Below are 25,700 nucleotides of genomic sequence, written 5' to 3'. Positions count from 1 at the left end.
CAGATGCGCCGTGGCGCCCTCCCGGATCGGGCGGTGCGTCGTTACGGTGTGCCCGCTCGACCTCTCCTAAGGAGCCGTGATGAAGCGACCCCTCGCCGTCCTGTCCGCCGCCGCCGTCCTGCTGTCGGGAGCCGTCGTGCTCGCCCCGACCGCAGCCCTCGCCGACGTCCCCGCGCCGACCGACTCCGCGACGCCCGCGCCGACCGACTCGGCGACGCCCGCGCCGACGCGCCCCGTCCTGCCGGCGCCGCCGGCGCTGGTGCCCGGCCCGGTCATCCCGAAGACGACCGTGCGCTGGGTGAACGGCACGCTCACCGTCGTCTACTCCTCCGCGGGACCGTTCCTGCAGGGGACGAGCGACTGGACCAGCGAGCTCCGCATCGACGGCGTGCTCGTCGACGCTCCGGAGATCGGCGGCTTCCGCGACCGCGTCGTCAGCGTCCACCGAGCGGCCGCCGCCGGCCCGGCGCACGTCGAGGTCACGACGGAGTCGGACATCGAGCGCGGCTCCTATTACGACGTCTACCCGACCACCTGGTTCACCGCCACCGTCCGGCAGCACGTCGTGAAGGCGAAGAAAGGGCAGGTCGCGGCGAGCGCGCTGCTCGGAAAACTCCGTGTCGGCGCGGAGACGCGCGGCGCCTCCTACTCCGCCAAGCGGTTCCCGCAGCGGGTGGACGCGAACCGCGACGGCGAGACGACCCGGACCGAGGTGCTGAAGACCGAGTCGACGAAGCGCGCGACCGTGCACCGCGACACGGTGCGGTCCGGCCGCTGGCGCTCGCCGTACGACGGGCGGGTCGTCCGCAGCCCGAAGAAGGTCGTCGTCGACCACCTCGTCCCGCTGCAGGAGGCCTGGACGAGCGGCGCCGCCGGCTGGTCGACGAAGAAGCGCACCGCGTTCGCGAACGACCTCGGCTACGGTCCCGCGCTCGTCGCGATCTCGCCGCAGGCGCACCGGGCGAAGGGCTCGAAGGAGCCCACCGCCTACCTGCCCTCGGCGGCGTCCTACCGCTGCGCGTACGTGAAGGACTGGATCGCGGTGAAGTCCCGATGGGGGCTGTCCGTCGACGCGAAGGAGCGGACCGCCCTCACCACGGACCTCGCGACCTACTGCGCGAACCCGTTCGTGGCGAAGCCGGGCAAGCCGAACCTGACGGCGCTGGTGGGCAAGCCGAAGCCGAAGGCGAAGCCCGCCGCGCACCACGTGGTGACGAAGCCGCACGGCACCGATCCCCAGTACGGCACGTGCACCGAGCTGAAGCGGCACCCGAACCACGCGCCGTACGTCCGCGGCGTGGACCCGGAGTACGCCTGGTACCAGGACCGCGATCACGACGGCATCGTCTGCGAGTGAGTCGGCGCGTCCACGACGACTCCCGTGGATGACGGCGCCTCCGTCGTCCTCCTGCTGGGCGCGGCCATGATCGTCGCGAGCGTGCCGATGCTGCCGAGAGCACGACGAGGGAGCCGCAGCCGGCTCGCCACGGGCCTGCTGCTCGGCGTCCTGGCGATGGGCGCGGTGTTCGTGCTCATCGGCCTGACGCTGCTGCTCGGATGAAGCAGGCCGTCCGCGGCTCCGCCCGGGGGCAGGCGGCGCGATCACCGGCGGGTACCGTCGAGGCATGACCGAACAGCGGAAGCCCGTGCGCTACGGCCTGTTCGGCCTCGGCGGTCTGGTCGAGCTCGGGATGGGGATCATCCTGATCGTGCTCTACCCCGGGCAGCCGTTCATGCTCTTCGGGATCGTGCTGGCCGTGGTCGGCGCCGTGATCTTCCTGCTGCGGCTCCGCGGCCAGCGCCGCGCGAGGCCCGACGCCGACTGAGCGGCGTCAGCCCTGCCCTCGGGCGGCGCGGGTGAGACGGCCGACCAGTCGCAGCATCGCGGCGGCGGCACCCAGCAGGGCGAAGGTCGCACCCGCGGCTGCCAGCGTCGGCACCACGACGGTCGACCACAGCAGCGACCACGCGACCGGGTCGCCCGCGGCGCGATAGGGCACGTACTCGCCCGTCGTCCCGCCCGCGAGGAGGGGAGCGAGGAGGCCCGCTCCGGCCCAGATCGCCGCTCCACCGAGGACGAGCAGGCCGCCCCACATCGCCGAACGTCGGTGCAGGAGCAGTGCGACGCCGGCGCTCAGGGCGGCGACGGCCGCGGCAGCGGGAACGAGCAGATCCGCGCCCTCGACGAGCAGCAGCAGGCCGACCCGGCCGGCCTCGACGGCCAGACCGGCGACGCCGACGGCCGCCACGGCGAGGGGGAGCAGCCGAGCGGGTGCGCTTCCTCCCGCAGCAGTGCTGAGGCTCATCGTGCCGTCCCTCCCGCGCGCGGGTGCGCGGCACCAGGGTCGGCGGCCTCGGGGCGCAGCACGATCCCCAGTCCGGGGAGACGGCGAGGCAGGGAGGGCAGGGCGTTGCCACTTCTCGCGACCTCAAGGCCTCCTCAGGTTGCCAGAAGTGGCAACACGGGCCGGGAGTAGCGTCGGCGCGGACGGCTGCCCGTCGGACGAGGAGGCCCGCGCATGACCCGCTACGGCATCGACGCGCTCGTCGCGGTCCGGCTCGCGGAGGCGGGCCGCGGCGCCCCGGACGGCGACCAGCTCGTCGCGCCGGCGGCGATGCGCTCCGACGCCCTCCGGATCCTCTACGACGAGGTGCGGACCGGGAGGCGTGAGGAGCGGGACGCGCTCGAGCTGCTCCGCACCATCGCGGGCACACCGATGCGCGTGCTCGGCGACAAGGTCTCCCTGCGGACCGCCTGGCGCATCGCCGCCGACCTCGGGCTCGACGACCCGGTGCCCGCGACCTACCTCGCCGTCACCCGGCTCCAGGCCGACGCGCTCGTCGCGCTCGAGCCCGGGCTGCTCCGGCTCGCGGAGGGCGTGGTGCCGCTCGCACCCGCCTCGGCGCTCCTGCCCCAGTCCTGAGCGGGCTCGCAGCCGGCGTTCGGCCGATACCGGTTCGATGTGGAGCACCCATCGAGGAGAACGCCGTGCGAACACCCATCCGCATCCTGACGCTCGCGGCCGTGATCCCGCTCACCGTCGGCGCGCTCGCCGCGTGCACGCCGGGGCAGCCCGTGCTCGGCATCCCGACACGCACCGCCTCGCCGTCGCCGACCCCCACCTCGACGCGGGGCCCGAGCGTCGCGGCGATCGCCACCCTCGCGCAGCGGGACGCGGGGGAGGGGACCGTCGTCGAGGTGGAGGACGAGTCCGACGGGACCGAGTGGGACGTCCGGATCGTGCTCGCCGACGGCTCGGTGCGGGAGCTGCACCTCGCCGCCGACGGCACGGTGCTCGCCGGTCCGAGCGACGACACGACCGACGCGGACGAGCAGTCCGCGAACCGCGCGCTCGTCGCCGCCGCGTCGGTGCGGCTGAGTTCGGCGCACGGCCGCATGCTCGCCGCCGTGCCCGGGGGCCGCGTCACCGCGATCGAGCTCGACGAGGACGGCGACCGGGTCGCCTGGCAGGGCGACGTGCTCGACGCGGACGGGGTGCGCCACGACGTGCGCATCGACGCGGTCAACGGCTCGGTGCTGCTCGACCGGGCGGACGCGACGCCCTCGCCGGCGACCGGGTCGTAGCCCGCAGGGGCGTCGTCTCGGAGGTTCGTCACAAGGAGGGCCTCCTAGCGTCGCTCCCACTGCGGCACTTCGAGAGAGGACCCCTCCATGGCGCTCGGCACTCTGATCCTCCGCCTCACCGTCGGCGGCCTGTTCGTGGGCCACGGCCTGCAGAAGCTCACCGGCGCCTTCGACGGCCCCGGCATCGAGGGCGCGACGGGCTTCATGCAGTCGCTCGACATCCACCCGCCCCGGCAGAACGCGATCGCGTCGGCCTCGGCGGAGACGTTCGGCGGTGCCGCCCTCGCGCTCGGCGCCGCGACGCCGGCGGCCTCCGCGGCGCTCATCGCGGTGATGACCACCGCCGTGCGGAAGGTGCACCTGCAGAACGGCGTCTGGAACAGCGCGGGCGGCTGGGAGTTCAACGCCGTGCTCGCCGCGGCCGCCGCCGCGATCGCTGCCGACGGCCCCGGGAAGATCTCGTTCGACGCGCTCTTCGGGAAGTCGAAGTGGGGCGCGGGCGCGGGGCTCTTCGCCATCGCCGCCGGTGTCGCGGGCTCCTTCGCCGTCACCGAGTACGCGAAGCGCGCGAAGCCGGCGGACACGACGCTCGAGGACGAGAGCAGCTCCGCCCCCGCCTCCTGAACGGCGCACAGCGTGCATTCGGGCGGTGCCCAGATGCACTCGGGAGACTTCCCGGAGACGAACGGAAGGACAGTCACGTGACGAACGTCGAATCGCCCACCAACGTCGAGGCCAAGGCGGAGCCCGTCCTCGACCAGACCCAGGCCAGCGCCGAGGACGTGAACGGCACCGCGCAGTTCCTCGCCCCCGTCGTGATCGCGATGCAGGCCCTCGCCCTGAACGGCAAGCAGGCGCACTGGCACGTGCGCGGCGAGAACTTCATCGCCGTCCACAAGCTGCTCGACAAGGTCGTGGACCACGCCCGCGAGTACGCGGACCTCGCCGCCGAGCGCACGGTCGCCCTGGGGCTGCCGATCGACGCCCGCGTCGAGACCATCGCGGCGAAGAACCCGCTCCCGCCCATGAAGGACGGCTTCCAGAACTACGGCCAGATCATCGAGCAGGTCGTCGCCGACATCGACGCCGCGGTGAAGGTCGTGCGCGACGCCGTCGAGGGCCTCGACGACATCGACCTCAGCAGCCAGGACGTCGCCATCGAGATCGAGCGCGGGCTCGTCGAGGACCGCTGGTTCCTCTCCGCGCACCTCGCGACCGACTGAGCCGCATCCCGGGCCGAGGGGCCGCACCGGACGAGCTCCGGGGCGGCCCCTTCCCCTGTCCGGCCGCAGGTCGGGCGGGACTCGCTAGACTCGCCGCCGGTCGTTTCCGGTTCCACCGCGGCGCTCCTCGCGGAGGTCGATCCGCGGGGCGTAGCTCAGCTTGGTAGAGCACCCGCTTTGGGAGCGGGAGGCCGCAGGTTCGAATCCTGTCGCCCCGACCGACAGCGGGACGCGTCCCGGACGCGCGACCACTTCAGACCACGACAAGGATCGAGGAACACCCCCATGGTCACCACGACCGTCGAGAAGCTGAGCCCGACGCGGGTGAAGCTCGCCATCTCCGTGACCCCGGAGGAGCTCAGGCCGAGCATCGCGCACGCCTACAGCCACATCGCCGAGGACGTGCAGATCCCCGGCTTCCGCAAGGGCAAGGTGCCGCCGCCCATCATCGACCAGCGCGTCGGCCGCCCCGCGGTGCTCGAGCACGCGGTCAACGAGGGCCTCGACAAGTTCTTCCGCGAGGCCGTCACCGCGAACGACATCCAGCCGCTCGGCCGGCCGGAGGCGGACATCACCGCGTGGCCGGACGCCAAGGACTTCTCGGGCGACCTCGAGGTCACCGTCGAGGTCGACGTGCGGCCCGAGATCGAGCTGCCGTCGCTGGAGAAGCTGACCGTCATCGTCGACCCGATCGAGGTGTCCGACGCCGACGTCGCGCAGCAGATCGACGAGCTGCGCGGCCGGTTCGGCACGCTGAGCACGGTCGAGCGGCCCGCGAAGTCCGGCGACTTCGTGCAGATCGACCTCACCGCCACCATCGGGGCCGAGCAGGTCGACAGCGCCAACGCGATCTCCTACGAGATCGGCTCCGGCGAGCTGATCGAGGGCATCGACGAGGCCCTCGAGTCGCTCACCGCCGGCGAGTCGACCACCTTCAAGTCCACGCTGCTCGGCGGCGACCACGAGGGCGAGGAGGCGGAGATCGCCGTCACGGTCCTCGCCGTCAAGGAGCGCGAGCTGCCCGAGCTCGACGACGACTTCGCCCAGATGGCGAGCGAGTTCGACACGCTCGACGAGCTGCGCGCGGACGTCGTCCGCCAGGTCGAGCAGCAGAAGCGCCTCGAGCAGGTCTCGCAGGCCCGCGACAAGGTCGCCGACGCGCTCCTCGCGCAGGTCGACGTGCCCGTCCCCGCCTCCCTCATCGAGGACGAGGTGCACCGCCACCTCGAGAGCGAGGGCCGGCTCGAGGACGACGTGCACCGTGCCGAGGTGAAGGAGGCGAGCGAGAAGGCGTTCCGCTCGCAGCTGCTCTTCGACAAGGTCGCCGAGCAGGAGAACATCGGCGTCTCGCAGGACGAGTTCGCGCAGTACGTCGTGCAGTCCGCGCAGCAGTACGGCATGCAGCCGCAGGAGTTCATCGAGGTCCTGCAGCAGAACAACCAGCTGCAGTCGATGTTCGGCGAGGTCGCGCGGAGCAAGGCGATCAGCGTCCTGCTCGGCAAGGTCGAGGTCGTCGACACGAACGGCGCCGCGGTCGACCTCAGCGACTTCGTCGTCGCCGACGACGTCGCCGACGTCGTGGACGAGGAGACCGACGAGCCCGTCGAGACCGTGCCGTCCGCCGAGCTGGACACGGTCGTCGAGGCCGAGCAGATCGCCGACGACGCCGCGGACGCCGAGGCCGAGGCCGAGAAGCCGGCCCCGAAGCGCCGCAGCCGCAAGAAGGCGGACGTGGAGCCCGCGACGGAGGCCTGAGCCTCGACGCGATGATCGAGCTGACGAGGGCGGGCGCGGACGACGCGCCCGCCCTCGCGCGCATCCACCTCGCCGCGCGGGCGGCCGCGGGGGACGCGTTCCCGCCCGCGGTGCACCCCGATGAGGACTACCTCCCGCACCTGCTCGCGGACGTGCTGCCGCACGCGGAGGTCCGGCTCGCGCGGCTCGATGGCGAGACCGCGGGCTTCCTCGTGCTGGAGGGCGACCTGCTCGCCGACCTGTACGTCGCGCCGCCGGCGCAGGGCCGGGGCGTGGGCACGGCCCTCCTCGGGCACGCGAAGCGGCTGCGCCCGTCGGGCCTGCGGCTGTGGGTCTTCGTCAGCAACGCGCCCGCCCGCGCCTTCTACGCCCTTCACGGCTTCGTCGTCGCCGGCCGCACCGACGGCGACAACGACGAGGGCGCGCCGGACCTGCTCCTCCGCTGGCCCGCGCCGTCCTGACCCCAACGTCGTTTCGTAGGCAGGTCCTGCCTAAGAAACGGAGGGATCAGGAGGCGTCGGCCTCGCGCTCGCCGGCCCGCTCCACGGCGGGCGCCAGCTCGTCGGCCGTGAGCAGGTCGTCGCGGTAGTTGCCCGTGCGGTACGCGGCGCGCGCGACCATGTGGGCCGACACGGGGATCGTCACCAGCTGCAGCCCCATCACCGGGATCAGGGCGGGCACGAGGTCCCAGCGGCCGTTGCCCACGGCGACGGCCGCGAGCACGCAGAGCAGGCCGAGCACCTGCGGCTTGGTCGCCGCGTGCAGCCGCGCGAGCGCGTCGCCGAAGCGGACGAGGCCCACGCCGGCGGCGAGGGTCAGCAGCGCGGCGGCGAGCAGGAGCAGGTCGGTCACGATGGTCATCGGTCGGTCCCTCCCGTCGGGCGGAGGTCGTCGCGGTCGAGCCCCTCGTCGTCGAGGTCCGCGACCTGCTGCTTGGTCCGCTCCAGCACCGCCTCCGCGTGGCCGACCGTCGCGAGCGGGTCGCCCTCCGTGCGCTCCGGCTCGGGTCGGTCGTGCTTCGAGACGGACCGGGCGACCGCGATCGTCGCGAACGCCGACGACCCGGCGAGCACGAGGAGCACCGGGATCAGGTCGGTGCGCCGCTCGAGCGCCATGAACGCGCCGAGCACCAGCGTCATCGTGGTCAGCAGCACGTCCGACGCGATCATCCGGTCGAGGATCGTCGGGCCCTGGACGACGCGGAGCACGGTCAGCGCGGCGCCCGCGGCGAAGAGCACGCCGACGACGGCGACGAGCACGTCGTGCGGGGTCATGCGACGACCTCCTGCTCGCCGGGGGAGCCGATCGCGCGGACCAGCCGGCGCTCCGCGTCGAGGACGCCGCGTCGCGCCGCCTCGAGCTGCTGCGGCGTGCCGCCGCGCAGGACGTGGAGGTAGAGCACCGACTCGGTGCGGTCCACCTCGACGATGACGGTGCCCGGGATCAGGGAGGTGATGATGCCGGTGAGGGTGAGGACCAGGTCGTCGCGGGTGCGCAGCTGCGCGGCGATCACCCCGGACCGCGGTCGCGAGGCCGGGCGCAGCGCGGCGAACGCCTGCACGGCGACCTGCACGGACGCCACGACCACCGACCACAGGAACCACCCGAGCAGCGCGACGGACGCGACGGGTCGGAACCGGCCGATGTGCGGCACCGGGGGCAGCTCGAAGACCCGCACGACGAGGAGGGCGGTGACGACACCGGTCACGATCGTCAGCGGCGCGACCGAGCGCCACAGCAGCAGCCACAGCACGACCAGCCCGACGACGAGGGGCGGTCCGGTGGTCCAGCGGGTGGTCCGCTTCCGCTCGCTCATCGGCCCAGCACCCCTCGCACGTACACCGGCCAGTCCTGCAGCGTCGCGCCGGCGTCGCTCGCGTACTGGTACAGCGGGCCCGCGAAGACGGTGATCCCGACGCCGAGCAGCACCATGCCGGCGGTCGCGAGCACCATCGGGGCGGCCAGCGACCGGGTGTCGACGGTCGCAGGCCGGAACGGGTCCTCGTGCAGCTCGTCGGTCAGGCGCGACCCCTCGGCCACCTGCGCGGCGGGCCGCCAGAACGACACGTTCCAGACCCGCACGAGCGGGTAGAGCGTGAGCAGGGAGGTGAGCACCGCGATCCCGACGACGGCGTAGGTGAGCGGGTCGTTCGCCGCCGCTCCGGCCTCGAGCAGGCCGAGCTTGCCGAGGAAGCCGGAGAACGGCGGGATGCCGCCGAGGTTGAGCGCGGGCACCAGGTAGAGCACGCCGAGGAGCGGCGACGCGGCGAGCAGGCCGCCGAGCCGGGTGATGGTGGTCGTACCCGCCCGCCGCTCGATCAGACCCGCGGTGAGGAACAGGGTCGTCTGCACCACGATGTGGTGCACCGTGTAGAAGATCGCGGCGGCCGTCCCCGCCGCCGTCCCGAGCCCGACGCCCATGATCAGGTACCCGATGTGGCTGACGAGGGTGAACGAGAGCATGCGCTTGATGTCGGCCTGCGCGATCGCGCCGAGCACGCCGACGAGCATCGTGAGCCCCGCGACGACGAGGAGCACGGGGTTCAGCTCCGGGCCCGGGAAGAGCGTCGTCTCGGTCCGCAGGATCGCGTAGACGCCGACCTTCGTCAGCAGGCCCGCGAACACCGCCGTGACGGGCGCGATCGCCGTGGGGTAGGAGTCCGGCAGCCAGAACGAGAGCGGGAACACGGCGGCCTTGATGCCGAACGCGGTGAGCAGCATGACGTGCAGCAGCACCTGCACCCCGGGCGGCAGGGCCTGCACGCGTTCGGCGATCTGCGCCATGTTGACCGTGCCGGTCGCCGCGTAGACGGCGCCGACCGCCGCGAGGAACAGCGTGGAGGAGACGAGGCTGACCACGATGTAGGTCGTCCCCGCGCGGATGCGCGGCTCCGTCCCGCCGACGGTGATGAGCACGTAGCTCGACACGAGCAGGATCTCGAACCCGACGTAGAGGTTGAAGAGGTCGCCCGCGATGAAGGCGTCGAAGACGCCGGCGGCGAGCACGAGGTAGGTCGGGTAGAAGATCGAGACCGGCGCCTCCCGGTCGTCGCCGTCCGCGATGCCCTGTCCGATGGAGAAGACGAGCACGGCGAGCAGCACCGCCGCCGAGACCGTCAGCAGCAGGGCGGACAGCCGGTCGACGACGAGCACGATGCCGAACGGCACCGGCCAGCCGCCGACGGGCATCACGAGCATGCCGCCGTCCGCGACCGCGGCGATCAGCGCGATCCCGATGCCGAGCACCGCGGTCAGCGTGACGGCCGCGATCGTGCGCTGCAGGCGCGGGCGGCCGGAGGCGACGAGCGCGCCGGCCGCGCCGAGGATCGGCAGGATGACGACGAGGGGGACGAGCGCGGTCACTGCTCGGCCCCCGGCCGGTCGAACTCGCTCTCCTCGTCCGCGGACGCCTCCTCCGGCTCCGGCGCGTCGCCCTGGCCGATCGCGACGTCGGCCGCGTCCCGCTCGACCCGGTCCTCCTGGGCCAGGCGCCACGAGCGGTAGACGAGCGCCATCAGGAACGCGGACACCGCGAACGTGATGACGATCGCCGTGAGGATCAGCGCCTGGGGGAGCGGGTCGGAGGACGTGCCCGACCCCGCGATCGGCGGCGCGCCGGGCGGGCCCGCCAGCGAGAGCAGCAGCAGGTTCGTCGCGTTCCCGATGAGCAGGACGCCGATGATGATGCGCGTCACGCTCTTGTCGAGCAGCAGGTAGACGCCGCACGCGTACAGCACGGCCATGGCGCCGAGCAGCGCGATCGAGACGCTCATCGCGGCACCGCCTCCCGGGACTCGTCCGCCTCCTCGTAGGCGCGGTCGACCTCGCCGCCGAGCGAGCGCAGCACGTCGAGCACGACGCCGACCACGATCAGGTAGACGCCGATGTCGAAGATCGAGGAGGTGCTGAACGACACCTTCCCGAACCAGCCGAGGTCGGCGCCGACGTAGTGCGAGGTGAGCGCGGGGGAGCCGAGCAGCAGCGGCACGACCGCCGTGCCCGCGGCCAGCACGAGCCCGAGCCCGAGCAGCACGCCCGCGTTCAGCGGCGCCGCGAGGCCGAGCTCGAAGCGGCCGGCCGCGAGGTAGCGGCCGGTGAGGGCGAGGCCCGCGACGAGGCCGCCCGCGAACCCGCCGCCCGGCAGGTCGTGCCCCGCGAACAGCAGGTACACGGAGACGACGATCGTGGCGTGGAAGGTCAGCCGCACCGCCACCTCGAGCAGGATCGAGCGGTACTCCGGCCGCAGCGTCCGACCGGCGAGCAGCCAGGTGCCGCTCGTCACCTCCGGGTCGACGGAGCGGCGGCGGCCGAGGAGGCCCGCGCGCTTCCCGCGCCCGAGCGACGGGAGGCGGTCGCTGCGGCCGCCGACGAAGACGAGGCTGGCGACGCCGGTGGCCGCCGCGACCAGCACGGTGATCTCGCCGAAGGTGTCCCAGCCGCGGATGTCGACGAGCGTCACGTTGACGACGTTGTCGCCGTGCCCGATCTCGACCGCGAGCCGCTCGAACGCCTCGGAGATCGGCGTCGCGGTGCGGGCGGCGAGCGTCGTCAGCACGACCGCGACCATGACCGCGGCGACCGCGACGCCGAGCAGGATCCGCACCGCCGGGCGGCTGCCCGTGTCGTGCGCGACGCCGAGCCGGGCGGGCAGCCGCCGGAGCACGAGCACGAAGGCGATGAGCGTGACGAGGTCGACGAGCACCTGGGTGAGGGCGAGGTCCGGCGCGCCCTGCAGCCCGAAGAGCACGGCCATGCCGAGCCCGGTCACGCCGGTCAGCACCACCGCCTGGAACCGCTTCCCGGCGGCGGTCGCGGCGAGCGCGGCGACGACCATCAGCACCGCGGTGACGCTCTGCGCGGCCGTCGCGAACAGCGGCGGCGCGGCGAGGATCCCGGTGGAGAGCAGCACCGCTGCGGTGGCGCCGACGAAGACGGTGAGGATGATCGCGAGGTAGAAGGGCAGCGAGCCGGTCTGGATGGTCGCGGTCGCCCGCGTCGCGGTGATGTCGAGGGTGCGGAGGGTGCGCCGGTAGGCGTCCTCCCCGGTGAAGCCGAGGCGCACCCGCTGCTGGAGCCGGGCGACCGGCACCCGGAGCAGGAAGAGCGCGACGCCGCCGGCGACGGTGATGGTCGACAGGAGCAGCTCGAGCGTCGGCCCGTGCCAGAGGGCCAGGTGCTCGGCCTCCCCGGGCAGCCCCGCCGCCGCGCGGACGGCCGCGGGCTCGACGACGAGGCCCGCCAGGGGACCGAGCACGAGCGACGCCAGCGCGAGGGCCGCGGGCGGCGCGAGGAACGCGGGCCGCTCCGGGCTGACCTCGGTCTGCACGACGCCGCGCTTCGTCGCGAACGCGCCCCACACGAACCGGAGGGCGTAGGCGACGGTGAGGACGGAGCCGACGACGACGCCGGCCAGGCCGATCGCGCCCCACGGCTGCGGGCCGTGCCCCAGCGCGATGAGGGCGGCCTCCTTCGTGACGAAGCCGAGCAGGGGCGGGATGCCCGCCATCGACGCGGCGGCGAGCACGGCGGTGCCCGCGAGCACCGGCAGCCGCCTGCCGAGGCCCGAGATGCGGCGCAGGTCGCGGGTGCCGACCGCGTGGTCGACGATGCCGGTGACGAGGAAGAGGGTCGACTTGAACAGGGCGTGGGCGACGAGCAGCGCGACGCCGGCGACCTCGCTGCCGGCGGTGCCGAGGCTCGACACGATCATGAGGAACCCGAGCTGCGCGACCGTGCCGCCCGCGAGCACGAGCTTCAGGTCGTGCTCCCGCAGCGCCCGCACGCCGCCGACGAGCATCGTGACGACGCCGAGGGAGACGAGCGTCTCCCTCCAGCCGGGGGCGGCCGCGAACGCGGGGGCGAGGCGGAGGACGAGGTACACGCCCGCCTTCACCATCGCGGCGGCGTGCAGGTAGGCGGAGACCGGCGTCGGCGCGGCCATCGCGCCGGGGAGCCAGAAGTGGAACGGCCAGATCGCCGACTTCGTCACCGCGCCCGCGAGCACGAGCGCGATCCCCGCGATCGCCCGCGGGTCGGTGAGCACCGGCGGCGCGGCGACCAGGCCCGACAGCGTCGTCCGCCCGGCCGCGTCCTGCAGCAGCACCAGGCCGACGAGCATCGCGAGCCCGCCGAGCGTCGTGACGAGCAGCGCCTGCAGCGCGGCGCCCCGGCTGGCGCGGCGGTCCGAGTAGTGCCCGATCAGCAGGTAGGAGAGGACGCTCGTCAGCTCCCAGAAGGTGAAGAGCAGGTAGACGTCGTCGGCGATGACGAGCCCGTACATCGCGCCGGCGAACGCCGTGAGCGTCGCGGCGAAGCGGCCGAGGCCCGGCTCGTCGTCGCGGAAGTAGGAGACGCAGTACAGCAGGACGAGCGCGCCGACCCCGGTGACGACGAGCGCGAGCGTCCACGACAGCGCGTCGAGGCGCAGATCGAGCGCGAAGCCGAGCTGCGGCAGCCAGCCGAACCGCTCGCGGACGCCCGGCCCCTGCGCCTGGGCGGTCTGCGCGAGCGTCGCGACGAACGCGGCGGTCGGCGGCACCGCGCCGACGAGGAAGGCCTTCGTCCCGAGCCGCGGGGTGATGAGCGGCAGCACCGCGGCGGTGAGCCCGAACAGCGTGAGCAGCATGAACACGGCGTGCTCCCGTCTGTCGAGGCGGGCGGGCGTCGGACTCCCGTCGGCTGACCGACCGGCTGCTTCGAGGCTACCCGGACCAGCGTCGGCGGCGACCCGGAGGCGGGCATGAGTCCGCCATGAAGGAGCGCCCGTGCAGCCCAGGGCAGCACGGCAACGCCGACGGCGAACAGGACCGTCCGCCGGGGAGGCGGTCACTACCGTGGTCACCACGCCCCGGCTCCTGGAGGAGACGAGGCCTCGAGACCATACGAATGGAAGGCTGCGAATGGCCGACTTCAGCCCGACGCCCAGCGTCTTCGACCGCCTGCTGCGCGATCGGATCATCTGGCTCGGCAGCGAGGTTCGCGACGAGAACGCGAACGAGATCGCCGCCAAGCTGCTCCTGCTCGCCGCCGAGGACAGCGAGAAGGACATCTACCTCTACATCAACTCGCCCGGCGGCTCGATCACGGCCGGCATGGCGATCTACGACACGATGCAGTTCGTCCCGAACGACATCGTCACGGTCGGCATCGGCATGGCCGCCTCGATGGGGCAGCTGCTGCTCACCGCCGGCACCAAGGGCAAGCGCTACATCACGCCGAACGCGCGAGTGCTGCTGCACCAGCCGCACGGCGGCTTCGGCGGCACCTCGTCGGACATCCAGACGCAGGCGCAGCTCATCATCGACATGAAGAACCGGCTCGCGCAGATCACCGCGGAGGCGACGGGAAAGACCGTCGACCAGGTGAACGCCGACGGCGACCGCGACCGCTGGTTCAACGCGGACGAGGCGCTCGAGTACGGCTTCGTCGACCACATCCGCGCTTCCGCCGCCGACGTCACGGGTGGCGGCGGCACCGACGCCAAGACCTCCGTCAGCGCCGCAGACCTCTGAACACCGGGGAGACACAGAGAATGACTTGGATCAACTCGGCCGAGCCGGGCGGCACCGCCGCCTCGCCCTCGAGCCGTTACATCCTGCCGAGCTTCGAGGAGCGCACGGCCTACGGCTACAAGCGGCAGGACCCGTACGCGAAGCTGTTCGAGGACCGCGTCGTGTTCCTCGGCGTGCAGGTCGACGACGCGTCGGCGGACGACATCATGGCCCAGCTCCTCGTGCTCGAGAGCCAGGACCCGGACCAGGTGATCCGCATGTACATCAACTCGCCCGGCGGCTCCTTCACCGCCATGACGGCGATCTACGACACGATGCAGTACATCCGGCCGCCGATCTCGACGGTCGTGCTGGGTCAGGCCGCCTCGGCCGCCGCGGTCATCGCCGCCGCCGGCACGCCCGGCATGCGCCTCGCGCTGCCGAACGCGCGGATCCTGATCCACCAGCCCGCCACCTCCGGCGGGTCGGGCGGCCAGGCCAGCGACATCGAGATCCAGGCGGCCGAGGTGCTGCGCATGCGCACCTGGCTCGAGGAGACGCTGGCGAAGCACTCGAAGCGCTCCATCGAGCAGGTCAACCGCGACATCGAGCGCGACAAGATCCTGAACGGTCAGGACGCGCTCGAGTACGGCCTGATCGACCAGGTGCTCTCGAGCCGCAAGCAGGTCCCGGCGACGCCGGCGCTCGCACCGGCCTGATCGAGCCCGCTCCACGGAAGCGCCCCGGACCCGGCAGGGTCCGGGGTTCTTCCGCGTCCGCCGGCGCAGCCGCGGTCGACGCGCCGCCACTCCCGTCACACGGGCCACATCCGCCCCGCCCGTTCCGCGGGCCGCGAACGGGGGCTGCGACCCGCCACGACGCACCGCGTCCGCCTGTCGGGACGCGGGTTAGGCTCATCGCCAATCGATCGACACCCGGGGGAGAAGACGCTCCATGGCTCGTATGGGCGAAAGCGCCGACCTGCTGAAATGCTCGTTCTGCGGCAAGAGTCAGAAGCAGGTCCAGCAGCTGATCGCCGGTCCCGGCGTGTACATCTGCGACGAGTGCGTCGAGCTCTGCAACGAGATCATCGAGGAGCGCCTGGCGGAGGCCGCCGAGGAGAGCCCCGGTGAGTTCGACCTCCCGAAGCCGAAGGAGATCTTCGCCTTCCTCGAGGAGTACGTGATCGGCCAGGACGCGGCCAAGAAGGCGCTCTCCGTCGCGGTCTACAACCACTACAAGCGCGTCCGCGCGAAGGGCGCGCTGACCGCCGCCGACTCGATCAAGGACGACATCGAGATCGCGAAGTCGAACATCCTGCTGATCGGCCCGACGGGCTGCGGCAAGACCTACCTCGCGCAGACCCTCGCGAAGCGACTCAACGTGCCGTTCGCCGTCGCGGACGCCACGGCGCTGACCGAGGCGGGCTACGTCGGCGAGGACGTCGAGAACATCCTGCTGAAGCTGATCCAGGCCGCGGACTACGACGTCAAGCGGGCCGAGACCGGCATCGTCTACATCGACGAGGTCGACAAGATCGCGAGGAAGGCGGAGAACCCGTCGATCACCCGCGACGTGTCCGGCGAGGGCGTGCAGCAGGCGCTGCTGAAGATCCTCGAGGGCACGACGGCGTCGGTGCCCCCGCAGGGCGGCCGCAAGCACCCGCACCAGGAGTTCATCCAGATCGACACGACGAACGTGCTGTTCATCGTGGCGGGCGCCTTCGCGGGGCTCGAGCAGATCATCGGCCAGCGGGTGGGCAAGAAGGGCATCGGCTTCGGCGCCCAGCTCGGCTCCCGCGTGGACGAGAAGACGCTCTTCAGCGACGTGCTGCCCGAGGACCTCCACAAGTTCGGCCTGATCCCGGAGTTCATCGGCCGGCTCCCCGTCGTCACGACGGTGCTGCCGCTCGACCGCGAGGCCCTGATGGAGATCCTCACGGAGCCGAAGAACGCCCTCGTGAAGCAGTACCAGCGCATGTTCGAGCTCGACGGCGTCGACCTGGAGTTCGACCACGGCGCGCTCGAGGCCATCGCCGACCTCGCCGTGCTGCGCCAGACGGGCGCCCGCGGCCTCCGCGCGATCCTCGAGGAGGTGCTCGGGCCGGTGATGTTCGAGGTGCCGTCGTCGAACGAGGTCGCCCGGGTGGTCATCACCCGCGACGCGGTCGAGAAGAACGCGGCGCCGACGATCGTGCCGCGGGGTCGCGTGCGCCCCGCGGAGAAGTCCGCGTAGCCCCGCCCCCGCCGGTCGAGGTGCGAGCGGAGCGAGCCTCGAGACCGCCACAATGACGATCGACGACGCGCTCGTCGCGGCGATGGTCCGCGAGTGCTTCCCGGCGTGGGCGGACCTGCCCGTGCGGGCCGTCGTCCCGGGCGGGCACGACAACCGGACGTTCCGGCTCGGCGACGCGCTCGCCGTCCGGCTGCCGAGCGCCGTCCGCTACGTGCCCGCCGTCGATCGGGAGCAGCGCTGGCTGCCCGTGCTCGCGTCGGTCCTGCCGCTGCCGATCCCCGCGCCCGTCGCGCTCGGGCGGCCCGCAGCGGGCTTCCCGTGGCCGTGGTCCGTGAACCGCTGGATCACGGGGGAGACCGCGCTCGCCGCACCGCCGGTGGACGCGGCGCGCTTCGCGCGGGACCTCGCCGCCTTCCTCACCGCGCTGCGGGCGGCCGGTACGACCGGCGCGCCGGCCGCGGGCGCCCACAACTTCTTCCGCGGCGCCGACCTCGCGGTCTACCGCGACGAGGCGGAGGCGGCCATCGGCGCCCTGCCCGACGCCGAGGAGGCCCGCTGGGCGACCCGGCTGCTGGACCGCGCGCTCGCGACCCGGTGGGAGCGGCCGCCGGTCTGGGTGCACGGCGACGTCGCGACGGGCAACCTCCTGGTCGACGCGGACCGGCTCTCCGCGGTGATCGACTTCGGCGGCTGCGCCGTCGGCGACCCGGCCTCCGATCTCGTGATCGCCTGGGTCTCGTTCGACGCCGCGACCGCGGCCGTCTTCCGCGAGGCCACCGTCCTCGACGAGGACACCTGGACCCGGGCGGCGGGCTGGGCGCTCTGGAAGGCGCTGATCACCCTGCCGGACCCCGGCAGCCGTCGCACGCTGCAGCGGCTGCGCGAGGACTACGCGGACTGATCCAGCCCGCGGCGGGCGAGCAGGGGCTCGATCGCGGCGTCGCGGCCGCGGAACGCCCGGTACGCCGCGAGCGGGTCCTCGGCGTTGCCGCGGGCGAGCACCAGGTGCCGGAAGCGGTCGCCGTTCTCCCGCCGCAGCCCGCCGTGCTCCTCGAACCAGGCGACCGTGTCGGCGTCGAGCACCTCGCTCCAGATGTAGGCGTAGTAGGCCGCGCTGTACCCGCCCGCGAAGACGTGGGCGAAGTACGTGGAGGCGTACCGGGGCGGGACGGCGGGCAGGTCGAAGCCCGCCGCGGCGAGCGCGTCCGCCTCGAACCGGCCGACGTCCGACACGGCGTCCGCCTCCTCCGGGGTCAGCCGGTGCCACGCCTGGTCCAGCACCGCCGCCGCGAGGTACTCGGTCGTCGCGAAGCCCTGCCCGTACGCCGAGGTCGCCCGCAGCCGCTCCGCGACGTCGGCGGGCAGCGGCTCGCCCGTCTCCACGTGCCGCGCGTAGCCGGGCAGCACGTCGGGGTGGAGCACCCACATCTCGTTCACCTGGCTCGGGAACTCCACGAAGTCCCGGGGCACGTTCGTCCCCGCCAGCTTCGGGTACCGGACCGTCGCGAAGAGCCCGTGCAGCGCGTGGCCGAACTCGTGGAAGAGCGTCTCCACGCTGTCGAGCGGCAGCAGCGTCGGCGTCCCCGCGTCGGGCTTCGGCACGTTGAGGTTGTTGATCACGACGGCCAGCGGCTCGTCGACGAGCGCGGCGCGGTCCACGAGCGAGTTCATCCACGCGCCGCCGCGCTTCTCGTCCCGGGTGTAGAGGTCGAGCAGGTAGAGCCCCAGCGGGCCGTCGTCGTCCGCGACCTCGAACACCCGCACGTCCGGGTGGTAGCCGGGCAGGTCCGGTCGCTCGGTGAACCGGACGCCGTAGAGGCGCTCCGCGGTGGCGAAGACGCCGTCCCGGAGCACCCGCTCGGCCTCGAAGAACGGACGGAGCGCGGCGAGGTCCACGTCGTACGCCTCGCGCCGCCGCTGCTCGGCGCGGAAGGCCCAGTCCGCCGCCGAGACGTCCCCGCCGAGCTCCTGCTGCTCGCGCCGCGCGTTCCGGATCGCCGCGGGGACGAGCCGGTCGAGCAGGGCCGCGACCGCCTCCGACGACCCTGCGGTCTCGTCGACGGCGACGAGCGCGGCGTGGTGGGGGAAGCCGAGGAGCCGTGCCCGGCGCGCGCGCAGCCGGACGATCTCGAGCAGGACCTGACGCGTGTCGTGCTCGCCGCCGCGGGTACCGCGCGCTCGAGAGGCGGCGAGCACGCGCTCGCGCAGGCCGGGGTGCTGCAGGTCCGCGAGCACGGGCTGGCCGGTGGGCAGCACGAGCGTCAGCAGCCACCCGTCCAGTCCGCGGCCCGCGGCGGCCTGGCGCGCCGCGGACACGGTGTCCGCGGCGAGCCCTGCCAGCTCGGCCTCGTCCTCGACGTGGACGGCGAGGTCGTTCGTGTCCGCGACGAGCTCGGCGTCGAACTTCGTGGACAGGGTCGACAGGCGCTCGTTCAGAACGCGGAGCTCGGCCTTGGCGGCCTCGTCGAGCGCGGCGCCGGCGAGCCGGAGCTCCGTCCGCGTCCGCTCGACGAGGCGCCGCTGCTCCGGCTCGAGCCCGTCGCGGTCCCGCCACACGGCGTCCACCCGCGCGAAGAGGGCGCCGTCGAGCCGGATCGCATCGGCGTGCGCCGCGAGCCGCGGCGCGATCCGCCCCTCGAGGTCGCGGACGAACGGCGTCGCGTGCGCGGAGGCGAGGGTGAAGAAGGCCGCGGCGACCCGGTCGAGCACCGGGCCGCTCAGCTCGAGCGCCTCGAGCGTGTTGGCGAAGGTCGGGGGAGCGGGATCGCCCGTGATGCGCGCGACCGCCTCGCGCTGCTCCCGCATCCCGATCTCGAACGCCGGCTCGTAGTGCTCCTCACGGATCGCGGCGAAGTCCGGCAGGGCGGCCGGCAGGGTGCTGCGGACGAGGAACGGGTTGTCGCTCACGCCGCGATCCTAGGCAGCCGGACTGCGAACACCTGTTTGCAAAGAGGCGTTTGCAAAGAGGTCTTCGGAGTCCTATCATCGACGCATGGCCGAGGTGGCTCGTCGGATCGGGGTGGAGGCGCTCAAGGCGCTCGCCCACCCGCTGCGCGTGCGCATCTTCAGCGAGCTGACGAGCCTCGGTCCCGCCACCGCGAGCGCGCTCGCCGCGCGGCTGGGGGAGTCGAGCGGCTCCACCAGCTACCACCTGCGGCAGCTCGAGAAGCACGGCTACGTGCGCGAGGACCCGGAGCGGGGCAACGGTCGCGACCGGTGGTGGGAGCGCGTGCCCGGTCCCATCGAGCTGGCCGACGCCGTGTTCGACGCCGCGCCCGGCGCTCGCGAGGCGGGGGACCTCGTCGAGCGGGAGTTCATCGACAACGAGAACCGCCGGTTCGCCGCCTACTGGGCGGCACGGTCGAGCCAGCCGGAGGAGTGGGTCCGCGCGGCCCAGACCGGCTCCGCGGCCCTGCGGCTGACGCCCGCCGAGCTCGAGGAGCTCGGTGCCGAGGTCTGGGCCGTGTTCGAGCGCTGGCGGCAGCGGGAGCCGGCGGAGGGCGCGCGTCGGGTCGACCTGCAGTTCCGGGGGTTCCCGGTGGTCGGCGCGGAGGGTGCTGCCGAGGCCGTTCCCGGATCAAGGGAGGAGGGATCGTGACGACGCGCCGAAGACGGGGTTGTGCTCGCCTGAGCCGCACCGGTACGGTGCTCGAACGCCGATCGTGAAAGGAGCGTGAGCCGAATGATCCCGATGAACTCCATCGATGCGCCGGCCACGTTCCGCGCCGGCGTCCTCGTCGCCTGCTGAGCGTCGTGTCCGACTCGGGACTCCCGAGACCGTAGACCGCCTCCGGCGCCACCGCCCGTCGTCGTCCTGACGACGCTCGCGCTCCATCGCTGAGCGCCTCTCGCCCGGCCTCGCCGGGCGCCCGCCCGATGTCGGGCTCCCGTCCGCCGTGCCCGGCGGGCCCTCGGTGCGCTCCCGCGCGCCCGGAACCAGAAGAGGAACCACCATGTCCGAGATCCGGACCCTGCCGAGCGCCCGAGCGCTCGAACCGGCGCGCTGGGAGGGGGAGCTGCCCCCGCTCGGCACCGCCGACCGCGTCGCCCTGCGCCTCGGGCTCGCCCTGATCCTCTGGGGTCAGCGGCACGACGCGTCCCACCGGCTCGCCGAGGCCCGGGCCGAGGCCTCCCGGCGCACCCGCGCCGACGAGCGCGCGGCCCACGACCGCGACGCCGCCTTCGAGCACCGTTCCCACGCCGGCCCGACGTGGTGACCCCGAGAGACCGAGAGGAGGAGAACCGATGACCACGACCACGACCCGTGCCCGCGAGGTGCGGCCCGTCGAGCCCGAGCTGCACGAGCTGCCCGCGCTGTCCACGACCGATCGCCTCGCCGTCGCCCTCGGCGCGCAGCTGATCCTGTGGAGCGAGCGGCACCGCCGGCACCGTGCCGACCGCGCCGTCCGTGCCGACCGCGCCGCCGCCGCGCAGGCGGAGGCCGCGACCGCGTCGCGCGACGCGTTCGAGCAGCGCGCCTGGGCCGGCCCGACATGGTGAACCCGGCTCCAGCACGGCGAAGGGGACCCGCACGCGAGGCGTGCAGGTCCCCTTCGTCGTTCCGCCGGAGGTGCGGCGGCTAGTCCTCGTCCTCGTCGGACTCGTCGAGCTCGATCGAGGTGACCAGGGCCACCTCGTCGTCGATCATCCGGATGCGGGTGCCGTCGTCGAGGTCGACGATCGGCCTCCCCTCGAGGTACGTGAGCGTCCAGGCCCAGCCGGCCGTGGGCTGCTCCGCGTCCGCGAGCTCCGCCTCGACCGTCCGGACCGCGGCCCGGATCGGCGCGGGGATGCGGCCGGGCGCCTCGGCGCCGACCGGCCAGCGCGTGCCGAGCTGCACGTCAGCCGACCGGGACGGTCTGCAGCACCCAGCCGCCGGACGCGTCCGCGAACTTCTCCTGCAGCGCCTTGGCCGCGGCGTCGTCCGCCTGCACGGCCCAGCGCAGGAGCCCCCGCTGCTGCGCCTCGGCGCTGCTGCGGACGTGCTCGACCAGCGCCGTCGCGACGCCGCCGTTCCGCTGCGCCTGCGCGACGAAGAGGTCCTCGATCTGAAGGCCGCCGTCCCCCTGCAGCAGGCGCTCGAACGGCAGGGCGTGCACGAAGCCGACGACCTCGCCGGACTCGTCGTGCGCGACCGCGGCGTGCGCGCCGGGCGCCTGGATCGCCGTCCAGACGCGCATGACGTGCTCGTCCGTCACCGCGACGCCGGCCCCGGCCGCGTACTCTGAGAACAGGCCGTACCAGGCGAAGAACTCGCGCTCCGTCAGCCCTGAGATCGTGATCGTCATCCGTGCTTCCCCCTACTGCGCGTCGTCCACGAGCACGACGTCGGAGACCTCCACCGCGTCGACCGAGTCGTCCACCCGGAGCTCCGCCTGCGCGATCCGACCCGCCGCCTTCAGATCGTCGGCCACGAGCTCGATGCCCTTCAGCACGGACTCGGGACCGCTGATGACCAGAGATGCTACCGGCGACTTCTGCGACGCCTTGGCATCCGTCTTCGCGCGGCGGATCCCGATCAGCGCGGTTCCCGCGGTCGTGAGCAGCGTCCGGTCGCCGTCGAGACCGAGCGTCGACGGCCAGGCCTGGGCGTGGACCGACCCGCTGTGGGTCCACCGCCAGGTCTCCTCCGTCGCGAACGGCAGCACCGGTGCGAGCAGCTTCAGCAGGGCGTCCAGAGCGAGCTTCAGCGCGGCGACCGCCGACGCGCCGCCGGCTCCGTCGCCCGCGTAGGCGCGCTCCTTGACGAGCTCGAGGTGGTCGTCGCAGAACGTCCAGAAGAACGGCTCGACGATCTCGAGCGCCCGGGCGTGGTCGGAGGCCTCGAAGGCCGCGGTCGCCTGCTCGAGCACGTGGTCGAGCTCCGCCAGCACCGCGAGGTCGAGCGGCGCGGTCACGAGCGCCGGGTCCGCCTCGCCGTCGAAGGCGAGGATGAACTTCGCGGCGTTCAGCACCTTGATCGCGAGGCGGCGGCCCTTCCGCATCTGCGTCGGGTTCGTCACGTCGAGCGCGGCGTCCGTGCCGAGTCGGCTGGAGGCGGCCCAGTAGCGGACCGCGTCGGACCCGTGCTGGGCGAGGATGTCCGCCGGGGTGACGACGTTGCCCTTCGACTTCGACATCTTCTTGCGGTCGGGGTCCACGATGAACCCGCTGATCGCGGCGGCCTTCCACGGCAGCTCGCCGAACGCGAGCTCGCTGCGCAGCAGCGTCGAGAAGAGCCACGTGCGGATGATGTCCTGCCCCTGCGGGCGGAGGTCGAACGGGAACACCGCCTCCCACAGCTCGGGGTCGCGCAGCCAGCCGCCCGCGAGCTGCGGGGTGAGGGACGAGGTCGCCCAGGTGTCCATCACGTCGACCTCGCCGACGAAGCCGCCGGCCGCGCCGCGCTGGTCCTCCGTGAAGCCCGGCGGCACGTCGGTGGAGGGGTCGACCGGCAGCGCGTCGGCCTCGGGCACGAGCACCTCGTCGAACAGCGGGTTGCCGTCGCCGTCGAGGCGGTACCAGACCGGCAGCGGCACGCCGAAGAACCGCTGGCGCGAGACCAGCCAGTCGCCGGTGAGCCCGCCGACCCAGTTGTCGTAGCGCACCCGCATGAAGTCGGGCAGGAAGTCGAGCCGCTCGCCCGCGTCGAGCAGGCGCTGCTTCAGCTCCGGCTGCCGCGCGCCGTTGGTGAGGTACCACTGCCGGGTCGACACGATCTCGAGCGGCCGGTCGCCCTTCTCGAAGAACTTGACGGGGTGCGTGATCGGCCGCGGGTCGGCGAGCAGCGCACCGCGGTCGCGGAGCAGCTCGACCATCGCGGCGCGCGCGGAGAACACCGTCTTGCCCGCGAGCTCGGCGTAGGCCTCCCGGCCCTCCGGCGACTCGATCGCGGCGGGCGGCTCGCTCGCGAAGCGGCCGTCGAACCCGATCACCGCGCGGTTCGGCAGGTGCAGGTCGCGCCACCAGGTGACGTCGTTCAGGTCGCCGAAGGTGCACACCATCGCGATGCCGGTGCCCTTGTCGGGCTGCGCGAGGTGGTGCGTCACCACGGGCACCTCGACGCCGAAGACGGGGGAGCGCACGGTCCTCCCGACGAGCGGCGCGTACCGCTCGTCGTCCGGATGCGCGACGAGGGCGACGCAGGCCGGCAGCAGCTCCGGGCGCGTGGTCTCGATGACCACCTGGCTCTCGGGGCCGTCGAACGCGACGGTGTGGTACGCGCCGGGCTGCTCGCGGTCCTCGAGCTCGGCCTGCGCGACCGCGGTGCGGAACGTCACGTCCCAGAGGCTCGGCGCCTCCGCCTGGTAGGCCTCGCCGCGGGCGAGGTTGTCGAGGAAGGCGCGCTGGCTGATCGCCCGCGCCTCGTCGCCGATGGTCCGGTACGACTGCGTGAAGTCGACGGAGAGGCCGACCGTGCGGAAGACCTCCTCGAACTGCTGCTCGTCCTCGACGGTGAGCCGCTCGCAGAGCTCGATGAAGTTGCGGCGGGAGATCGGCACCTGGTCGCCCGCGCGGGTGGACTTCGCCGTGCCCTCGGCCGGCGGCGTGAAGTCGGGGTCGTAGGGGAGCGACGGGTCGCAGCGCACGCCGTAGTAGTTCTGCACGCGGCGCTCGGTCGGCAGGCCGTTGTCGTCCCAGCCCATCGGGTAGAAGACGCGCTTGCCGCGCATGCGCTGGAACCGCGCGGTCAGGTCGGTGTGCGTGTAGGAGAACACGTGCCCGATGTGCAGCGAGCCGGAGGCGGTGGGCGGCGGGGTGTCGATCGAGTAGACGCCCTCGCGGCCGCCCTCCGTGCCGGGGAAGCGGTAGACGCCCTCCTGCTCCCACGCCGCGGCGAACTTCTGCTCGAGGCCCTCGAGCGCGGGCTTGTCGGGGATGGGCACGGCGGGACCTCGGTTCGCGGTGTGGGCGGCACCGTGTCGCAGGTGCCTCAGATGTCCGCCCGGTCGGGCGGACCTCCAGCGTACCGAGCCTTCGCGGATCCGCAGATCCTCCGCCGATCCGCAGTTCTCGGGCGACACGCCGCGTCGGCAGGTGCTCGGCTCGGCGTGTCGCGGAGGAACTGCGGATCCGCGCAGGCCGTAGCGTGGCGCCGTGCGGGCTCGGGCGTGGTGGCGGGTCGCTCCCGCCGTCTTCGCGCTCGCCTGGGGCGGCAACCACTTCAGCCCGCTGCTGCTGCTCTACCGGCAGCAGGAGGGCTACACGCAGGTCGAGGTCGACCTGCTGTTCGCGGCCTACATCGTCGGGATCATCCCCGGCTTCCTGATCGCCGGTCCGATGTCGGACCGCTTCGGCCGCAAGCCCGTGCTGCTCGTCGGCGCGGCCCTCGGCGTCGTGGCGAGCGTCGTCCTTGGCCTCGGCGCGGCGTCGATCCCCGCGCTGGCCGTCGGGCGCCTCGTCTCCGGCGCGAGCGTCGCCGCGGCGATGGTCGTCGGCAGCAGCTGGATCAAGGAGCTGTCGACGGCGCTGCCCGCGCCGGTCGCGGCGCGCCGCGCGTCCCTCACCCTCACCGCGGGCTTCGGCCTCGGGCCCGCGGTCTCCGGCGTGATCGCACAGTGGGGACCGGCGCCGACCGAGCTGCCCTACGCGATCCACGTCGTCCTCACGCTGGTCTGCGCGGCGGTGCTGCTCGCCGCGCCGGAGACCCGGGAGGCGGGCGTGCTGCTCGTGCGCGTCCCCCGCGCCGTGCGCGGCCGCTTCCTGGGGGTCGTCGCGCCGGCCGCGCCCTGGGTGTTCGGGTGCGCGAGCGTCGCCTTCGCCGTCGTGCCCGCGGCGATCGCCGGGCGGCTCGGCGGCGGCGCGATCGGCTACGCCACGCTGCTCGCGGTCGTCGCGCTCGCCTTCGGCGCCGGTGTGCAGCCGTTCGCAGCCCGGATCGGGCGCGCGACCGGCGGTCGGCAGCTCGCGGTCGGCCTCGCCGTCGCCGTCGTCGGGGTGCTCGGCGCCGCCCTCGTCGCGCTGCTGCAGCAGCCCCTGCTCGGCGTCCCCGTCGCCGCCGTCCTCGGCGCCGCCTACGGGATCTGCCTCGTCTCCGGCCTGACGGAGGTGCAGCGGACGGCGCCGCCCGAGGACCTCGCGGCCCTGACCGCCGTCTACTACAGCGCCACCTACGTCGGCTTCCTCGTGCCGGTCCTGCTCGCCGCGCTCACGGCCGTCGCGCCCGAGCCGCTCCTGCTGCTGCTCCTCGCGCTGGTCTGCGCGATCTGCCTCGCGGTCGTGCTGCGCAACTCGCGGGCCGAGCCCGTAGGATCGCCGCAGCGACGCTGATCCGGCCATCACCGGGGAGTCCCCGGAAGAGCCCGCCGCGAGGCGGGGGTAGAACCGGGCGGGCCGGCCCGTCACAGCCGCGGCAAGAGAGGGCGCGCGAGCGCCAAGCGGGGTGGTACCGCGCCGGCAGGCGTCCCCGTGCACAGCGTTCACCGGAGACGT

At 73.3% G+C, this 25,700-nt stretch carries 28 protein-coding genes and 1 tRNA gene; 18 read left to right on the top strand and 11 right to left on the bottom strand.

What is annotated here, in order from left to right:
* Window positions 1-79 precede the first annotated feature (79 nt).
* The 3 genes from D1781_RS12335 (at window position 80) to D1781_RS12325 (ending at window position 1,826) form a co-directional block, all read left to right on the top strand.
* Window positions 80-1,357, top strand: a complete 1,278-nt coding sequence (locus tag D1781_RS12335) for an excalibur calcium-binding domain-containing protein (protein WP_119482555.1) — start codon at window positions 80-82, stop codon at window positions 1,355-1,357.
* Between the two features lie 24 nt (window positions 1,358-1,381).
* Window positions 1,382-1,561, top strand: a complete 180-nt coding sequence (locus tag D1781_RS12330) for a hypothetical protein (RefSeq protein WP_119482554.1) — start codon at window positions 1,382-1,384, stop codon at window positions 1,559-1,561.
* A 64-nt stretch (window positions 1,562-1,625) separates the two neighbouring features.
* A complete protein-coding gene (locus D1781_RS12325) occupies window positions 1,626-1,826 on the top strand; it encodes a hypothetical protein (protein WP_119482553.1) in 201 nt (66 codons plus the stop codon).
* Between the two features lie 6 nt (window positions 1,827-1,832).
* On the opposite strand, the gene D1781_RS12320 is transcribed toward D1781_RS12325, so the two are convergent.
* On the bottom strand, window positions 1,833-2,306 hold the full coding sequence (locus tag D1781_RS12320; protein WP_147392090.1) for a hypothetical protein: 474 nt from the start codon (window positions 2,304-2,306) through the stop codon (window positions 1,833-1,835).
* Window positions 2,307-2,519: 213 nt separating this feature from the next.
* On the opposite strand from D1781_RS12320, the gene D1781_RS12315 reads away from it, so the two are divergent.
* From D1781_RS12315 to D1781_RS12285, 7 genes are all read left to right on the top strand, one after another.
* Window positions 2,520-2,924 carry a hypothetical protein gene (locus D1781_RS12315; protein ID WP_119482551.1) on the top strand — a complete coding sequence of 135 codons (405 nt, stop codon included), beginning with the start codon at window positions 2,520-2,522 and terminating at the stop codon, window positions 2,922-2,924.
* Window positions 2,925-2,989: 65 nt separating this feature from the next.
* Window positions 2,990-3,586, top strand: coding sequence for a PepSY domain-containing protein (locus D1781_RS17785; RefSeq protein WP_199706581.1), 597 nt, complete (start codon window positions 2,990-2,992; stop codon window positions 3,584-3,586).
* Between the two features lie 87 nt (window positions 3,587-3,673).
* Window positions 3,674-4,210, top strand: coding sequence for a DoxX family protein (locus D1781_RS12305; RefSeq protein ID WP_119482550.1), 537 nt, complete (start codon window positions 3,674-3,676; stop codon window positions 4,208-4,210).
* 77 nt (window positions 4,211-4,287) lie between these two features.
* Window positions 4,288-4,809, top strand: a complete 522-nt coding sequence (locus D1781_RS12300; protein ID WP_407641668.1) for a Dps family protein — start codon at window positions 4,288-4,290, stop codon at window positions 4,807-4,809.
* A 144-nt stretch (window positions 4,810-4,953) separates the two neighbouring features.
* Window positions 4,954-5,027 (top strand) — tRNA-Pro (locus D1781_RS12295).
* A 67-nt stretch (window positions 5,028-5,094) separates the two neighbouring features.
* Complete coding sequence (gene tig, locus D1781_RS12290; protein WP_119482549.1) at window positions 5,095-6,564, top strand: trigger factor; 1,470 nt, start codon at window positions 5,095-5,097, stop codon at window positions 6,562-6,564.
* An 11-nt stretch (window positions 6,565-6,575) separates the two neighbouring features.
* A complete protein-coding gene (locus D1781_RS12285) occupies window positions 6,576-7,025 on the top strand; it encodes a GNAT family N-acetyltransferase (RefSeq protein WP_119482548.1) in 450 nt (149 codons plus the stop codon).
* A 46-nt stretch (window positions 7,026-7,071) separates the two neighbouring features.
* Here D1781_RS12285 and mnhG read toward each other — a convergent pair whose 3' ends face one another.
* From mnhG to D1781_RS12255, 6 genes are read right to left on the bottom strand one after another with little or no spacing between them, the layout of a single operon-like run.
* On the bottom strand, window positions 7,072-7,425 hold the full coding sequence (gene mnhG / locus D1781_RS12280; RefSeq protein WP_119482547.1) for a monovalent cation/H(+) antiporter subunit G: 354 nt from the start codon (window positions 7,423-7,425) through the stop codon (window positions 7,072-7,074).
* Window positions 7,422-7,838, bottom strand: coding sequence for a monovalent cation/H+ antiporter complex subunit F (locus D1781_RS12275; protein ID WP_119482546.1), 417 nt, complete (start codon window positions 7,836-7,838; stop codon window positions 7,422-7,424). The genes mnhG and D1781_RS12275 overlap by 4 nt, the downstream gene beginning before the upstream one ends.
* The gene (locus D1781_RS12270) at window positions 7,835-8,380 is read right to left on the bottom strand and encodes a Na+/H+ antiporter subunit E (protein ID WP_119482545.1); all 546 of its coding nucleotides are present in this window, start codon (window positions 8,378-8,380) and stop codon (window positions 7,835-7,837) included. Before D1781_RS12270 ends, D1781_RS12275 begins: the two co-directional genes overlap by 4 nt.
* Complete coding sequence (locus D1781_RS12265) at window positions 8,377-9,927, bottom strand: Na+/H+ antiporter subunit D (protein WP_119482544.1); 1,551 nt, start codon at window positions 9,925-9,927, stop codon at window positions 8,377-8,379. The genes D1781_RS12270 and D1781_RS12265 overlap by 4 nt, the downstream gene beginning before the upstream one ends.
* A complete protein-coding gene (locus tag D1781_RS12260) occupies window positions 9,924-10,337 on the bottom strand; it encodes a Na(+)/H(+) antiporter subunit C (protein WP_119482543.1) in 414 nt (137 codons plus the stop codon). The genes D1781_RS12265 and D1781_RS12260 overlap by 4 nt, the downstream gene beginning before the upstream one ends.
* A complete protein-coding gene (locus tag D1781_RS12255) occupies window positions 10,334-13,189 on the bottom strand; it encodes a Na+/H+ antiporter subunit A (protein ID WP_119483249.1) in 2,856 nt (951 codons plus the stop codon). The genes D1781_RS12260 and D1781_RS12255 overlap by 4 nt, the downstream gene beginning before the upstream one ends.
* 274 nt (window positions 13,190-13,463) lie before the next feature.
* Between D1781_RS12255 and D1781_RS12250 the strand changes: the two genes are divergently transcribed.
* The 4 genes from D1781_RS12250 (at window position 13,464) to D1781_RS12235 (ending at window position 17,190) form a co-directional block, all read left to right on the top strand.
* Window positions 13,464-14,075: an ATP-dependent Clp protease proteolytic subunit gene (locus tag D1781_RS12250; protein ID WP_119482542.1), complete on the top strand. Its 612-nt coding sequence runs from the start codon at window positions 13,464-13,466 to the stop codon at window positions 14,073-14,075.
* Between the two features lie 20 nt (window positions 14,076-14,095).
* On the top strand, window positions 14,096-14,773 hold the full coding sequence (locus tag D1781_RS12245) for an ATP-dependent Clp protease proteolytic subunit (RefSeq protein WP_119482541.1): 678 nt from the start codon (window positions 14,096-14,098) through the stop codon (window positions 14,771-14,773).
* A 235-nt stretch (window positions 14,774-15,008) separates the two neighbouring features.
* Complete coding sequence (gene clpX, locus D1781_RS12240; RefSeq protein WP_119482540.1) at window positions 15,009-16,289, top strand: ATP-dependent Clp protease ATP-binding subunit ClpX; 1,281 nt, start codon at window positions 15,009-15,011, stop codon at window positions 16,287-16,289.
* A 52-nt stretch (window positions 16,290-16,341) separates the two neighbouring features.
* A complete protein-coding gene (locus D1781_RS12235; protein ID WP_119482539.1) occupies window positions 16,342-17,190 on the top strand; it encodes an aminoglycoside phosphotransferase family protein in 849 nt (282 codons plus the stop codon).
* Here the strand turns inward: D1781_RS12235 and D1781_RS12230 are convergent.
* Complete coding sequence (locus tag D1781_RS12230) at window positions 17,178-19,196, bottom strand: M3 family metallopeptidase (RefSeq protein WP_119482538.1); 2,019 nt, start codon at window positions 19,194-19,196, stop codon at window positions 17,178-17,180. The genes D1781_RS12235 and D1781_RS12230 overlap by 13 nt on opposite strands.
* An 85-nt stretch (window positions 19,197-19,281) precedes the next feature.
* Between D1781_RS12230 and D1781_RS12225 the strand changes: the two genes are divergently transcribed.
* From D1781_RS12225 to D1781_RS12215, 3 genes are all read left to right on the top strand, one after another.
* Window positions 19,282-19,887, top strand: a complete 606-nt coding sequence (locus tag D1781_RS12225; RefSeq protein WP_119482537.1) for an ArsR/SmtB family transcription factor — start codon at window positions 19,282-19,284, stop codon at window positions 19,885-19,887.
* A 355-nt stretch (window positions 19,888-20,242) separates the two neighbouring features.
* Window positions 20,243-20,506, top strand: coding sequence for a hypothetical protein (locus D1781_RS12220; RefSeq protein WP_119482536.1), 264 nt, complete (start codon window positions 20,243-20,245; stop codon window positions 20,504-20,506).
* A gap of 28 nt (window positions 20,507-20,534) precedes the next feature.
* Window positions 20,535-20,789, top strand: coding sequence for a hypothetical protein (locus tag D1781_RS12215; protein ID WP_119482535.1), 255 nt, complete (start codon window positions 20,535-20,537; stop codon window positions 20,787-20,789).
* A 79-nt stretch (window positions 20,790-20,868) separates the two neighbouring features.
* Here the strand turns inward: D1781_RS12215 and D1781_RS12210 are convergent, their stop codons facing one another.
* Genes D1781_RS12210 through valS form a run of 3 tightly spaced genes read right to left on the bottom strand, consistent with a single transcriptional unit; the run spans window position 20,869 to window position 24,148 of the window.
* Window positions 20,869-21,129 (bottom strand): hypothetical protein, encoded by a 261-nt coding sequence (locus D1781_RS12210; RefSeq protein WP_199706579.1) that lies wholly within the window; start codon window positions 21,127-21,129, stop codon window positions 20,869-20,871.
* 1 nt (window position 21,130) lies between these two features.
* Complete coding sequence (locus D1781_RS12205) at window positions 21,131-21,577, bottom strand: GNAT family N-acetyltransferase (RefSeq protein WP_119482534.1); 447 nt, start codon at window positions 21,575-21,577, stop codon at window positions 21,131-21,133.
* 12 nt (window positions 21,578-21,589) lie between these two features.
* Window positions 21,590-24,148: a valine--tRNA ligase gene (gene valS, locus D1781_RS12200; protein WP_119483248.1), complete on the bottom strand. Its 2,559-nt coding sequence runs from the start codon at window positions 24,146-24,148 to the stop codon at window positions 21,590-21,592.
* Between the two features lie 217 nt (window positions 24,149-24,365).
* On the opposite strand from valS, the gene D1781_RS12195 reads away from it, so the two are divergent.
* The gene (locus D1781_RS12195; RefSeq protein ID WP_119482533.1) at window positions 24,366-25,538 is read left to right on the top strand and encodes an MFS transporter; all 1,173 of its coding nucleotides are present in this window, start codon (window positions 24,366-24,368) and stop codon (window positions 25,536-25,538) included.
* Window positions 25,539-25,700 lie beyond the last annotated feature (162 nt).

Source organism: Amnibacterium setariae (assembly GCF_003581425.1).
In the GTDB taxonomy this organism is placed as follows: domain Bacteria; phylum Actinomycetota; class Actinomycetes; order Actinomycetales; family Microbacteriaceae; genus Amnibacterium; species Amnibacterium setariae.
The sequence above is the reverse complement of the archived record's forward strand: the minus strand, read 5'-3'. Positions and strand labels throughout refer to the sequence as shown.

Excerpts from the sequence above, each read along its gene's own strand:
- D1781_RS12335 (WP_119482555.1), top strand. The coding sequence starts at position 80 with ATGAAGCGACCCCTCGCCGTCCTGTCCGCCGCCGCCGTCCTGCTGTCG.
- D1781_RS12325 (WP_119482553.1), top strand. The coding sequence starts at position 1,626 with ATGACCGAACAGCGGAAGCCCGTGCGCTACGGCCTGTTCGGCCTCGGC.
- D1781_RS12320 (WP_147392090.1), bottom strand. The coding sequence starts at position 2,306 with ATGAGCCTCAGCACTGCTGCGGGAGGAAGCGCACCCGCTCGGCTGCTC.
- D1781_RS12315 (WP_119482551.1), top strand. The coding sequence starts at position 2,520 with ATGACCCGCTACGGCATCGACGCGCTCGTCGCGGTCCGGCTCGCGGAG.
- D1781_RS12305 (WP_119482550.1), top strand. The coding sequence starts at position 3,674 with ATGGCGCTCGGCACTCTGATCCTCCGCCTCACCGTCGGCGGCCTGTTC.
- tig (WP_119482549.1), top strand. The coding sequence starts at position 5,095 with ATGGTCACCACGACCGTCGAGAAGCTGAGCCCGACGCGGGTGAAGCTC.
- D1781_RS12285 (WP_119482548.1), top strand. The coding sequence starts at position 6,576 with ATGATCGAGCTGACGAGGGCGGGCGCGGACGACGCGCCCGCCCTCGCG.
- mnhG (WP_119482547.1), bottom strand. The coding sequence starts at position 7,425 with ATGACCATCGTGACCGACCTGCTCCTGCTCGCCGCCGCGCTGCTGACC.
- D1781_RS12275 (WP_119482546.1), bottom strand. The coding sequence starts at position 7,838 with ATGACCCCGCACGACGTGCTCGTCGCCGTCGTCGGCGTGCTCTTCGCC.
- D1781_RS12270 (WP_119482545.1), bottom strand. The coding sequence starts at position 8,380 with ATGAGCGAGCGGAAGCGGACCACCCGCTGGACCACCGGACCGCCCCTC.
- D1781_RS12260 (WP_119482543.1), bottom strand. The coding sequence starts at position 10,337 with ATGAGCGTCTCGATCGCGCTGCTCGGCGCCATGGCCGTGCTGTACGCG.
- D1781_RS12255 (WP_119483249.1), bottom strand. The coding sequence starts at position 13,189 with ATGCTGCTCACGCTGTTCGGGCTCACCGCCGCGGTGCTGCCGCTCATC.
- D1781_RS12250 (WP_119482542.1), top strand. The coding sequence starts at position 13,464 with ATGGCCGACTTCAGCCCGACGCCCAGCGTCTTCGACCGCCTGCTGCGC.
- D1781_RS12245 (WP_119482541.1), top strand. The coding sequence starts at position 14,096 with ATGACTTGGATCAACTCGGCCGAGCCGGGCGGCACCGCCGCCTCGCCC.
- clpX (WP_119482540.1), top strand. The coding sequence starts at position 15,009 with ATGGCTCGTATGGGCGAAAGCGCCGACCTGCTGAAATGCTCGTTCTGC.
- D1781_RS12235 (WP_119482539.1), top strand. The coding sequence starts at position 16,342 with ATGACGATCGACGACGCGCTCGTCGCGGCGATGGTCCGCGAGTGCTTC.
- D1781_RS12225 (WP_119482537.1), top strand. The coding sequence starts at position 19,282 with ATGGCCGAGGTGGCTCGTCGGATCGGGGTGGAGGCGCTCAAGGCGCTC.
- D1781_RS12220 (WP_119482536.1), top strand. The coding sequence starts at position 20,243 with ATGTCCGAGATCCGGACCCTGCCGAGCGCCCGAGCGCTCGAACCGGCG.
- D1781_RS12215 (WP_119482535.1), top strand. The coding sequence starts at position 20,535 with ATGACCACGACCACGACCCGTGCCCGCGAGGTGCGGCCCGTCGAGCCC.
- D1781_RS12205 (WP_119482534.1), bottom strand. The coding sequence starts at position 21,577 with ATGACGATCACGATCTCAGGGCTGACGGAGCGCGAGTTCTTCGCCTGG.